The sequence below is a fragment of the Flavobacterium sp. genome, assembly GCF_050696275.1.
Classification (GTDB): Bacteria; Bacteroidota; Bacteroidia; order Flavobacteriales; family Flavobacteriaceae; genus Flavobacterium.
This window is the reverse complement of sequence record NZ_JBOGUT010000024.1, coordinates 57,512-71,225: the sequence shown is the minus strand read 5'-3', so window position 1 is coordinate 71,225 and position 13,714 is coordinate 57,512. Positions and strand designations below refer to the sequence as shown.

At 36.6% G+C, this 13,714-nt stretch carries 4 protein-coding genes; all 4 read right to left on the bottom strand.

Going from position 1 to position 13,714, the window contains the following annotated elements; all coding sequences use genetic code 11:
• Window positions 1-3,020, bottom strand: a 3,020-nt coding sequence (locus tag ACRDEC_RS12550) for a non-ribosomal peptide synthetase (protein ID WP_431498701.1), incomplete at its 3' end; no start/stop codon positions are given.
• A gap of 16 nt (window positions 3,021-3,036) precedes the next feature.
• Window positions 3,037-5,610: an amino acid adenylation domain-containing protein gene (locus ACRDEC_RS12545; RefSeq protein ID WP_431498700.1), complete on the bottom strand. Its 2,574-nt coding sequence runs from the start codon at window positions 5,608-5,610 to the stop codon at window positions 3,037-3,039.
• 2 nt (window positions 5,611-5,612) lie between these two features.
• Complete coding sequence (locus ACRDEC_RS12540; protein WP_431498699.1) at window positions 5,613-6,971, bottom strand: aspartate aminotransferase family protein; 1,359 nt, start codon at window positions 6,969-6,971, stop codon at window positions 5,613-5,615.
• A 177-nt stretch (window positions 6,972-7,148) separates the two neighbouring features.
• Window positions 7,149-13,694 (bottom strand): amino acid adenylation domain-containing protein, encoded by a 6,546-nt coding sequence (locus ACRDEC_RS12535; protein ID WP_431498698.1) that lies wholly within the window; start codon window positions 13,692-13,694, stop codon window positions 7,149-7,151.
• Window positions 13,695-13,714 lie beyond the last annotated feature (20 nt).

Below are 13,714 nucleotides of genomic sequence, written 5' to 3'. Positions count from 1 at the left end.
ATATAAATCCCGGGAACCATATAATCCGGAAGACGTGACTGAAGGAAAGACTTCAGTCCTTCTTCATTGTAACCGGAATCCGGCACCAGATAACACACCAATCGTTTGTATCCGTTGCTGTCTTCATCAGCCAAAACAATGCACTGATTCACAAAATCATAAGACAAGGCAACCGTAGCAATCTCGTGTGGTTCTACCCTGTAACCACGGATTTTCACCTGATCGTCTATACGGCCCAAAAAGACAATCTCTCCATCTGCGCGCATGCGGACTTTGTCTCCTGTTCGGTACAGCAATCCTTCTCCAAATGGGTTTGCGATGAATTGTTTTGCCGTCAGTTCAGGATTGTTTACATATCCTTTGGCAACACCCAAACCTCCTATTAGCAACTCTCCCGAAATACCAAAAGGACACAGTTCCAATTCCTCATTGACAATATAAACCACAGTCGATGAAAATGGCTTACCTACGGGAACTTGTGTATACGAATCTTTTGGCGAAACTTGGTGCAGTAATTTACCGATGGTTGTTTCCGTGGGACCATAATGGTTGACAATCTCAATCTGTTGTGGCTGTTCACTCAATCGATCCAGAATATCTAAAGACAATACTTCTCCTCCGAAGATGATCATTGCATTGGGAAGCAGTACCTGATCCGGGCCCGATAAAGCCTTCCAATGAGAAGGAACTATTTTAATACAATCTATTGCTTCTTTTGTAATATAGGCTTTAAGGGATTCGGCATCCATAAGCATCTGTCTTGAAAAACCGTACAAAGTACCGCCGCCCAACAAAGAACCGTACACGACTGTTTTGCCTAAATCGGCTGAAAGAGATGACATTAGTCCGAAACGACTCAAACGGCTCAAAGACAATGTTTTCTCAAGACCAAGATAATAATCCACTACATTCGAATGGCTTACCATAACACCTTTGGGTTTGCCTGTGGTGCCCGAAGTATAAATCACGTAAGCTGTGTCTGATTCCGATACCTGATTGATCGTATCTGATTCCAAATCCATAAATTCGGAATACTGGAGATCTATCGAAAATACCGGAATATCAAATGAGGTTACTTCAAACAAATCATCCGATAAAATCAATAAGGCTTTAATCGAAGCGTCTTCTATGATATATCCTTTTCTTTCCTCAGGAAGTTCTTTGTCGATACAAACATAACCTGCACCTGACTTTAAGATTCCCAAAAGACAAAGTATCGACCATTCATTGGTATCCATCATAATACCCACAAGGTCATTGTTCGCAAGTTTGTAAGTATCTCGAAGGTAATGCCCCAGACGATCCGACTGTAAATCCAGTTCCTTATAAGTAACAGTTTGTGATCCGAAAGAATAAGCAATCGTATCCGGCTTAGACATCACCTGGCTTCGAAATAAATCCAATACCGTTAAACCGGCACTTTCAAAAGAAGATGAAGGATAAATGGATAGTAAAGCTGTGCGTTCGGCTGGTGAAAGATAATTTATGACTCCTAACTTTTCGCTCGGTTTTTCAACTATTTGGGCTGCAATTTCTTTAAAATGGAAGATTAATCTTTCGATCATTTCCCTTTCATATACATCTGTGTTGAAATTAATATCGAAGAACAAGTGATTACCAACTTTGCTAAAAATAATAGCTAAGTCTACTTTTGATACTATTTCCCCCAAATCAAATATGCGGTCTATTTTATTAGGATCAACAACAAAATCTTCCGCATTGGCTTGAGTTTCCGGCAATCCGATAATAACATCAAACATGGCGCTTCTGGAAGGATTCCTAAGCAAATTGAGGTCTTCGGTTAATAAATCAAAAGGATATTGTTGGAAATTGAAACTTTCCAACGTATTGGATTTAATCTGATGAAACAATTCATCAAAACTATCCGAAGGATCAATTGTGTTTCTTAATGGTAATGTATTAATATAAAAACCAACCTGATCGTCTAAATCAATATGATTCCTGCCAGCTATTGGAGCCCCAATAACAATGTCTTTTTGTCCTGTATATTTATAAAACAGTGTATTCCAAAGCGCTACAAGCCCAATGTAAAGACTTCCCCCGTTTGCCTTGCAATAAGACTCCAGCTTCATGGTCGTTTCTGCAGCCACATAAGAACCTAATTTATAGCCATTGTATGTTTTTGTTTTAGGTCTGATTTTTTCGCCAGGTAAATCTAACAGAGGAAGATCTCCGGTAAATTTATTTTTCCAAAATGTTTTATGCTTTTCGAAAGCACCATTTCGAATTTGTTCCTGCTGCCAGACAGCATAATCTTTATAATGAATTCTTAGCTCTGGTAAATCCGGAGCTGTTTCTTTTTGAAAGGCATCATAAAAGGCAAACGTATCTCTGAAAATAATTTCCATTGACCACGCATCCCCAATAATATGGTGCATATTAAAATACAAAATGTATTTTTCATCAGACAATTTAAATATTGAAACTCTGAATAAAGGCCCTTTTTCCAGGTCAAAAGGCTTGTATTCGTCCTCTTCAATAGCCTTTTTTGCTACATCGGAACCATTTACATCTTGATTTAAGTCTAAATAGACAACATTAAAATTAATGTCTTCCATAGACAAAACCCATTGCTTGATTTCTCCTTCTTCATCCTTCTTAAATACGGTTCTTAATATTTCATGTCTTTCCACTAAAGCATTTATGGCTTTTTTGAAGTTATCGATATTATAATTTCCATTAAGTTCAAAGTTGGAAGGAATATTATAAGCCACAGCTCCTTTTTCAAAATGATTCAGGATCCATAAACGACGCTGAGAAGAAGACAACTCGTAATTTTCCTGATATTCAAGTTTTGGAATGTTCAGTTTTAAGTTATCATTTATCGCGTTTTTTTCCTGGGATAATAAATAATCCTCCAGTGCTGCTTTATTGTTTCTGATTTCCTCCAGCAGTTCGGCGCTTATTGAACCATTGTCTTTTTTATACACCTTGAGTTTTCCTTGCTCAAGTTTTAATAGCAATTTATTCTCTATTATTTTTTTTATAATACTCTCCATACAATTGTACTGTTTTCTAGATATCTAACTCAAATAAATTTTCTTCTTTGATCGATTCCTGCTCGGTCAGAAACAATATTTCCAAGCCCAAGCTGCTTATGGTAGGTTTATTGAAAAATGATTTAAAGTCTACTTTCATTCCAAATTCACTACTGATTTTATTAAATACCTTCATTGCCATCAGACTATTACCTCCTAGTGCAAAAAAATCATCGGTGACACCTATTTTCTCTTTATTTAGAATTTCCTTCCAGATTTCAACCAGTTTTTCTTCAATTTCATTGCTCGGAGCAACGTACTCGTTCCTGATTAAATCAGCATCTGTTACAATTGGTAATGCGTTCTTGTCAATTTTCCCATTTCTTGTTAGCGGAAAGCTTTTCATGTGGATATAAGCCGATGGAAGCATATATTCCGGAAGTGATTTTAAAAGTTCGCTTTCCATAACCGACGGATCAATTTCGGTATCGGACACATAATACAGTGCGATTATTTGCTTGTCAGTATACGCTATCGCTTTCGCATTTTTGACTTGTTCGATATCTGTTACAATATTCTCAATGGCGTCTAATTCTATTCTATATCCTAGGATTTTCACCTGATTATCGTTTCTCCCCAAGAATTCCATGGTTCCGTCAGGCATAAATCGGCCCAAATCCCCGGTTTTATAAATTCGGTCTGCAGAAGTTATACCTTCCATAGGTCCGTTTAAAAAGGCTTCTTCGGTTCTTTTTTCATCATTGAAATACCCTCGGCCCACACAAGGTCCGGCCAATAATATTTCCCCTTTAACCCCAACTGGCACTCTTTTTTTATTTGCATCAACAATATGAACTTCAAAATGTTGAATTGGGTTTTTCATTACGGGAACGGAAAAATTATCCGGAAGTTCTTTCATAAAATAATGGGAAATGTCATCCGAAACTTCTGTTGCGCCATAGGTATTGATAATAGGAACGTTCGGGTATAAATCAAGCCATCTCTTAACCATTACTTTAGTAAGTGTTTCTGCATTCAGGATTATCGTATCCAGAGATAATTTTCTCGCATTATCATCGCTTTCAAGCTCATTAAGCATTTCCAGTAAATAAGAAGGAACCAATTCAAGTAATGTGATTTCGTCTTCTGCCAATTGATGAACAAATTGATTGACATCCATAATTATTTCTTCATTATAGATGATACTTGTGGCACCGGCAACCAAAGGCGCAAAAAATTGCCATACTGAAATATCAAATGTATGAGGCGCATTTTGAGCGACAACGCTGTTATTGTGAATAGCCATTTCTTCTATTTTAGCCCCAATATGATTAAGCATTCCCAAATGTTCAATCATAGCTCCTTTCGGTTTGCCTGTTGAACCACTGGTATAAATCACATAGGCTAAATCTCCAAAACCGACTTCCACAGAAACCTGTGCATCAGATAATTGACTCACTATTGAAGCAATCTCATTCAGGTTAACGACATCGATAGCAATAGGCAATCGGGACAATTGTTCCAAAACCTCAGCATCGTCTGTTATAACTGCTTTTAAATTTGAGTTTTGAATAATATGCAACAAAGCTTCATCAGAAAGGTTTGTTGCAATTGGCACGTAAGCGCTTCCTGCTTTCCAAACCGACAGGATACCTTTTACCATATTTACCGATCTTGAGAGCATAATTCCAAAAAGATCGTCTTTTTTAGCTCCAAAAACTTCCAAAATGTGCCTTGACAGCTGATTGGTCTGTTTGTATAATTCTTCGTAAGTTATTGTTTCAGAACCATGAACTATGGCGATCTTTTCTTTTTGTGTTTGACATTGTTCGTTTAACAAAACGACTGTATTCTTGTCCAAAGGGAAATAAGATCTTGATTTGTTGGTTTCTTCAAAAATAGCTGTTTCAGAAGCTCCTCTGAATGCTATATCTTTTACAGGTTTATACGTATTATCGAGAATCTCATGAAATAATGTATTAAAATTTTCTCCGAATATTGTTATGAGTTTGGAATCATACATTTCTCCTTTTACGGAGATTTCCAGATACGGAGATTCACTTTCAAGTTCAAAATCAAATAGCGTTTTAACAATTGAAGCTACTTCATTATTCACACTGTTTAAGATTAAACCAAAAGGTTCGTTTTTTTGGAAACTTTCAAAATTCAAAAAAGAATCTTTAAACATGTCCAAATCAAAAGCATATTCAATCGCCTTTAAAAGTGACTCTTTGTGGGATGTGAAAATAGTTTTAAAAGTCTCCTCCTGAGCTGTGATTGGCTGCAAAACAAAAAGGCCTTTACTGTTTTTTGACTCTTCAAACTGATTGACAGCAGACAGGAAACAGAAACTTTCCTCGTACTTGGACAATAATATACTTAATGCCGTGTAATAAAAATTATAGCGTAACACATCAGAGCCATTACAAAGGGCATCTGCTTTTTTTAAGTCTTCTTTATCCAGCGCTATTTTTATCTTCGTTTCAGAATTTTCACTCTTCAGATGGGTTCCTCCAAAGAATGAAACAGGGTTCGGATGACTGTTTTCCGACAAGAAAGTGTGCCAAAACTCTTCGGTTCTTGCTTTTTTAAGAATGATTTCCTTTTCCATGATTATACGGTCTCTTTTTTAAGTTCAAGTGTAACTGCCTCTAAAGACATTTTCATAGCTGTAATGATTTCGTCAAGTTGTTCTTCATTGACCGTAAGCGGAGGAGTAATTAAGATGTGATCGCCTGAAATACCGTCTACAGAGCCTTTGCCCGGATAAAGAACAACTCCGTTTTCGATAGATTTTTCGCCTATCCTTTTGGAAATATTCATGTTCGGAGAAAACGGCTGCTTGGTGATTTTATCCTGAACAAGTTCGATTCCGCATTGCAGACCGACACCTCTTACATCTCCTACAATATCAAACTCATATAAAGACTCTAGTTTTTTAAGGAAAAGAGCCCCTATTTTTTTCGAATTTTCTATTAATTTTTCTCTTTCCAAAATATCCATCACAATGTTTCCGGCAGCTGCACCAACAGGATTACAGGCAAAAGTGTGTCCTCCTAAAAATGCGGTTTTGGTATCAACAAAAGGAGTTGTTACTTTTTCAGAAGCAATCACTGCAGACAACGGAAAATAACCTCCGCTAATTCCTTTTCCTGCTGCAATAATATCCGGAGTAATTCCATAATTATTAATTCCGAAGTTTTCCCCGGTTCTTCCAAATCCTGATAAGATTTCATCAGAGATAAACAATATCCCATACTTTCGACAGATAGCAGCAACCCCTGTAAAATACTCTTTTGGCGGTGGGACTGCACCCATTGCAGCAGCGATTACAGGCTCTGCAATAAATGCGGCTACTGTATCAGGCCCGGTTTCAACGATAGTAGTTTCAAGTTCCAGAAGCAGGCTTTCCACATATTCTTTTTCGTTAAGTTCACTTGGTCTTCTGTAATTATAAGCCGGAGATACATGAGGGAAATTATTCAGCCATTTGCTGTACAGCTCCCGTCTTGCTTTCATTCCTCCTATATCTAACATAAAAACAGAATTCCCGTGGTATGTATTCCATCTTGAAATAATTTTATATCTACTGTATTCTCCTCTTAACTGGTGGTATTGCAAGGCAAGTTTTACTGCGTTTTCAACGGCTTCGGTACCACTCATCACTGTCCATGCTTTATTAAATCCTTCCGGTGCAAATTGCACAAGCCTTTCCAAATAATTTTCTACAGTTTCAGAGTTGAAAGCATGGGTGGGCAATACTGAAATCTTTGAAATCTGCTCACTGATGGCATCAACTACTTCCTGTCGTCCATGACCAATATTAGAAACCGATGAAGAACCTGATGACCCATCTAAATATCTTTTCCCATTTGTATCAAAAAGATAAATCCCTTTCCCGTATTGAATTTTCGGATAATTTTTGTTCATGTCTGGACAAACTGCCATAGATTGAATTAATGGTTTAATCATAACTATTGTGTTTTGGTTATTTAATAATTAACATTGATTTACCCTTACTGGTTAGCGAAGGTGTAATTGAATAGGTTGGGGTATGTAAAAATGTGTTTTCCCTTTTGATGGCTTGAAATCCAAGAGAAAGTGACTGAATTTATTTGACTGTTCCTGTAATGGGAAAACGGTTACTTTTTAAAAATTTTCCTGGTATATGTCTGATGTATTTTGCTCAACTTTTGCTTTCCGCTTACCATCCAGACTAAGTTCATGAAGCTTTATTGAATTGAAAGAATCCGAATAATCGATTAATTGCTGCGCCATGGTTTGGAACCTTTCTATAAAAAGTGTAATGTGAACTGTGTCAAACAGTATCGTATTGTATATCAGATGACATTCTATATCCTGATTGTTTTCATAGAATTTCAATACAAATTCTTCGGCTGAATCCTGATTTTTATCCGAAAGACTTTTTCCTTGACAATACGCAACCGAAATAGTAAATAACCCGGAATCCGATTGGTTTTGCTGATTTGCTATTTGTGAAATACGCTTTTGTGAAAGCCTGTTTTTTTCCCCGTTCCGGATGTTATTTTTTATGGATTGATACACATATTCCAGTGTAAATTCATTTTCCATAGCCGTAATTAACGGCATATTATCCACTTCATTTTCAACTTGATTGCAGGATGAAAAAGAAGATCCTATCGTTATTTTCTGATCACCAACATATTTATGGGTTATGGCTTTTACCAGAAACATCATCGTGGTATAAAGATCGCCATCATTAGACATTGCAATTTTTTCAAAACCTTCTTTACATTCTTTATCTAATGTAAATGGAATGCTGTTGTTTGTGAATTGCAAAATTTCCGGTCTCGGTTTTTCAAATGGAAACTTCACTTTAGGAATTCCGTCTTTGAGTACTTCTTTCCAATAAACTACTGCTGACAACATTTCGTTCTCAGCTTCCGTTAAATAATCTATTTGATCTAAAGCCATGTCTCTCTTTGAAACAAACTCTGTGGTTACTTTTAAGAAATGACTGGCAAGATTTTGAACTTCAATAGGATCAAAGCAATTAGGATTATATTTGAAGCTAACTTTTAAAGAAGAAGCCGAAGGACTTACAATTACATTGAAATCATAATTAGTCTGTTCAAAAGCGCTGATATCTTCAACAACCATATTGGAGTCGGGATTACTGCTCGTTTGACTTTCTGCTTTTTCGGTTACAAAATAATTTTCAAACACAAGGATGCTCTGAATCAGATCCATTCCTAAAACGCTTTGAGACTGAACTTCGGATAAATTAATATAATGATGTGGCGTGCTTTCCAAAGCTTCTGCATGCAATCTCTTCAAGAACGATTCCGGAGAATCCTCTTTTGAATATTGCGTTCTGACAGGTATCGTATTGCTGAATAATCCAATCATGTTTTCAACCCCAGGCAATTCTCCCGGACGTCCTGAAACTACTGCTCCAAAGACAGCTTCTGTCGTGTCATTATAGCTGGAAAGTAAATAACCCCAAATACCCTGCATTACTGTGTTTTGAGTAATTCCTATCTTCTGACATATCTCTTTTAAATCTTGGTATAAAGTCCCTTCAATATTCAGAATTTCCTGTCCCGTTCCTGCATTTACAATCTTTTTATTCTCTTTGAACGGTATGATGGTAGCAGTATTCAATCCTTTCAAATACTCCTTCCAATAAATCAGAGACGCCTCCCTGTTTATTTTAGAAAGCCATTTGATGTACTCTGAATATTTTATTGGAGAAGGAAGAGTGATCTCCTGATTTTTCGATACAGAATCCAAAATGGCATTAAAATCATTAATCAATATACTAATGCACCAGCCATCCATTAAAACGTGGTGATGGCTCCATACAAAAGCGTATCTGTTGTTTTCTATTTCCACAACCTTCAATCGCATTAAAGAAGGAGTTTCGAAATCAAATCCTTTTTGTCTGTCTTGTTCTTTTATATTTTCCAAATAGGTTCCAACGGATTCATTTGTGTTTTTCTTTTCAAATGAAAAATGTCCTTCCGCTTTTTTATAAACAATCTGTAAAGGTATGTCACCTAATGTGTTTGTAAATGAAGTTCGCAGTATTGAATATCTTGACACCAATGCATTATAGGCTTTTTGAACAGCTTCAATTGACAGGCCTTCCGTGTTGATGATATATGTTGTTTGTTCGAAATACATCGGACTTGAATGATCCACCAGCCAATGAAAATACAATCCCTGTTGTAAAGGGGACAATTCGTAAATATCTTCTATGGTATTGGTTTTATTCCATTCTGACAATGCATCAAATGATAAATTCTTATAGGTTAAATCCGAAGGAGTCAATCGATTTTCTTTAATTTCCGATAAGTCTTCGACTAAATCTTCCAATTGATTCTCGTAAGATGAAACCAATTTATCCATTGTTTCCTGAAGAAATTGATCACTTGAATAACGAACGGTTATGCTCAACTGCCCTGAAACCACCATTCCCACAATATCCAAAAGCACTTCATTCTGATTGTTTTCTGCGCTCACGGATAATCCTATGTTTTCTGAAGAAAATTCGAATAATGCGTCTTCCAGACTGGCTCCGATAACATTGTCAAAATCTCCCAAATAGTTGAACTGAATAGTTGGCCTCAATGAATTTGTGAAGCGTTTATCCAAATAGTTTAAAACACCGTAACCAATACCTTTATTTGGTATTTTACGCAACGCTTCTTTAACGGAAACCAATTCATGTCCAACCGAATTTGAAATATCTAAAACGAAAGGATAAATACTTGTGAACCATCCGACAGTTCTTCCAACGTCTGCACCTTCGATTATTTCTTCTCTGCCATGCCCTTCCATCTTCACCATGCTTTTTTCAATTCCGAAAACGTCCCGGACAGCAAGTCCCAAACCGGTTAATAAGAGGTCGTTGATTTCTGTATTGTACACTCCGTTAACCTGAGTTTGCAGTTTTTTTGTTGTCTCCAAACCAAGTACAAAAGAAGTTGTTGCCTCTTTTTTAGAAAAACAATCGGTATAGGCATGGTCTTTCGGGAATATCGGCAGATTATTTTTACTAATCTCTTCCCAGTATATTCTTTCTGACTGTACTTCTTCGGTTTGAGCATACACTTCCAAAAGCGATGACCAACGTTGAAATGAATCTGTTTTGAGCGATAATTCCTGGCGGTTCCCGGATGCAATAGATTGGTATAAATGCGATAAATCCTCTAATAAGATGCGCCACGACACACCATCGATGACCAAATGATGAACAATTAATGCCAAACGGTCCCCATCGGACATCCTAAAATGACCAATATGAAAAAGCACTCCGGAACTTATATCAAAACCGGATTGTAATTCTTCTCCTGCCCGTTGCAGAGCTTCCAGTTCATTTGGTTCATTTCGTAAATCACAGAATTGAATTTTATGATGAGCACTCGAAGTATCCTGATTTGACTGAACCCATGAATTATTATCGAAATGATAGGTCATTCGCAAAGCATCATGATGAGAAACCAATGCCGAAATGGATTGTTCCAAAATGGCAGAATCGATACTTTTGGTGCTTTTTAACAACACCGATTGATTGTAATGATTTTTGTCACTTATGTTTTTGCTTTCAAAGAAATCATGTTGAATAGGTGTTAATCCAACTTGTCCTTTGACCTCGAATTGATCTGTAACTGTCGTATTGGATATCACTAATCCTGCCAGAATTTCAATAACAGGATTTCGTAAAATCTGTTCGACTTTTAGGGTGTAGCCGCGTTGCTTCAATCGTGAAACCACCTGAATGGATTTTATAGAATCTCCTCCCAAATTGAAGAAATTGTCTTTAATCCCAATCTGGTCATGCTTCAGCACTTCAGACCAAACCGCCACCAGAAGCGCTTCTTCTTTTGACTTAGGAGCTACATATTCGGATTTGATTAAATCTTTCCCTTCAACATCAGATAATGCTTTTTTATCCACTTTCCCGTTTGAGGTCAAGGGTATTGAATCGATCTGTACATAATAAGCAGGAAGCATATATTCCGGTAAAACCTGACTTAAGTTGTTTTGCAGTGCCTTTTTATCTACGGTATTTTCAGAAACATAATAAGCAACTAAATATTTTGTTTCCTCATTTTCCCTGACAACCACTACAGATTGACTGATGGATTCCTGATTGGTAATTATTTGCTCAATTTCACCCAATTCGATGCGGTATCCTCTAATCTTCACCTGATCGTCTATCCTTCCAAAATATTCAATATTCCCATTGGGCAGCCAGCAGGCCAAATCACCTGATTTATATATTTTTTCTTCTTTTACAAAAGGACTGTCAATGATTTTTTCTTTGGTTAAATCGTTTCTATTCAAATACCCTTTGGTCAGCCCTTTTCCAGCAATATATATTTCCCCTTTAACTCCAATAGAGCAAGGTAATTGCTGCGCGTCCAATATGTAAATAGTGGTATTTGCGATTGGTTTTCCAATTAAGATAGTATCATCGGTTAAATCAATCTCCTTTACGATACATCCTACAGTGGTTTCTGTTGGTCCGTACTCATTATAAATCCGAATATCTTTATGGATTGTTTTCAGGATTTCAACATGGTATTTTAACAATTGTTCTCCTCCGCAAATGATATTCCTGATGGTTGTGTCTTTAATTTCCAACTCCTTTAAAAGCGAAATGTGGGAAGGAGTCAGTTTTAAAGTATCTATCTCTGAATTATTGAAAGCTTCCAATAATAACGCACTTATTTCTGTTTCGAAATTTCCTAACCATAATTTCTTTCCTCTGGATAAACTTGTGAATATCGCCGTTACGGACAAATCAAAGGAAATAGAAGTAATAAGTCCCCAATTTCCATGATCCGGATGCTCAAAATAATGACTGTTAGACCATTGTATATAATTCAGCAAACTCGAATGACTTATGGTGCATCCTTTCGGATTACCCGTTGACCCTGAAGTATATATGCAGTAAGCCAAATCTTCCGGATGAATAGTAACCTGATGGTTTTGTCTTTGAGTATTGAAGATTTCCACAGCATTCGGATCAACGACCATCTCCTTGCTAAAATCTGACGAGATACTGTTTTTAGGATCGCATACCAAAACACTGCAATTGGATTCCTGAATGATATACCCGATCCTTTCTTTAGGATATTTACTGTCAATAGGAATATAATAAGCTCCCGCTTTGATGATTCCCAAAATGCTGATGATAAACCAGGATGTTCCTTCACCTACAACACAAACTGCATCTCCTTTTTTAATGCGGTGTTCTTCAATCAGGTAATTTTTAAATTGATCTGATTTTGTATTCAGTTCGGAATAACTGATTTGGAAATTATTGGAAAATAAAGAGGTCTGATTTGGAAAAGCTTCACATTGAGCAGCAATAAGTTCGACAATTGAGTTAAACGCTCTAAAGTTTCTAGTCGTATCGTTAGCTTCTGCAATAATCTTTTTCTCCCATTCACTTAGTTCAAATCCTGTTTTCTGAAACAAATTGGTATACTTTTTCTGAATCTGATTCGAAATAACGTCAATAGCGGATGTGTTTAAACAGGCTTCGTTATAATATAATGCCACAGAAATACTACTTCCGGTATCTGTACAGCTTATTTTAATGTCGAATTTATCTTGTACTGAAAACGAGTCGATGATAGCAAAAGCTTTTTTGTAATCCGGGCTGATGGCATTCAGATCGGTAAACTCAAAACAATAATTCAGGTACTTGTCTTCTGCAGATTGTGCCGCTTCTTTTCTGTTTAGTGTAAAAAAATCTGCCCATTCGGCCGAAAGCTGTATTTGGGATTCTATTTCTTTGACTGCTTCCTCAATTGTAATCCCATTCTGTTTCCCAATCAGCAATGGAATCGTTTTGGATACCAATCCTAAAGTGCCTTCAAGTTCTTCATAATCTCTTTTGAAATCAGACACTCCAATGCTTACTTCATTTTCGGAAAATAATTGTAAGTAGTTGATGAATTTCAATAATAGAACCGATTTGATTTCACAATCGTGAGTGCTGCAAAATTGCTTAACCTTAAAGTATTCTTCTCCTGTAATATCAATTATAGGGCTCTTTTTAGGGCTGAACAATTTAGTTTCTCTGGAAAAAGGAAGTATCGTACCTGACGTTTGATAATTGTAATCTTTCCAGAAAATAATGGCTTCGCGTTCTGGTTTGCTGATTAAGTCATTTTGCCATGCACTGTAATTAACGTAATCTATTTTTTCTGTTTCTTCTGTTGGAAGATAATTCCCTGAACTGATAATTTCTCCTATCTGGTTGCATAAATAAAAGCAACTATAAGCATCTCCAAGAACAGAATAAAGCCGTATCGCTAAATATTTCAGTTGGCCTGATTGCTTCGCAAAGCAAAACCTGATCGGATTGTCTTTGGCAGGATTGTAGCTATAATCCAGTGCATCATCCATCTCTTTCAGATCGTGATGCAATTCCATTTCTTTCCAATCTATTTCAGAGTTGCCCGATTCCATCTGAAAAGGGTAATTGAAATTGGCATCCTGGATCAGACGGTATGTTAAAATAGTATTATTGGTAATGACTGTATTTATTGCCTGAAGCAGATTATCAACAGACAAATCCATTTTTACTTCCAATATCATTTGATTGTAATAGTGTTCGGCATTATTCTTACAGACACTCCACAAGTTCTTTTGATTTTCAGATAATTCGTAACCTTCGGTAGGGCTAATCATAACTACTGCTGTTTTATTTA

Excerpts from the sequence above, each read along its gene's own strand:
- ACRDEC_RS12540 (WP_431498699.1), bottom strand. The coding sequence starts at position 6,971 with ATGATTAAACCATTAATTCAATCTATGGCAGTTTGTCCAGACATGAAC.
- ACRDEC_RS12545 (WP_431498700.1), bottom strand. The coding sequence starts at position 5,610 with ATGGAAAAGGAAATCATTCTTAAAAAAGCAAGAACCGAAGAGTTTTGG.
- ACRDEC_RS12535 (WP_431498698.1), bottom strand. The coding sequence starts at position 13,694 with ATGATTAGCCCTACCGAAGGTTACGAATTATCTGAAAATCAAAAGAAC.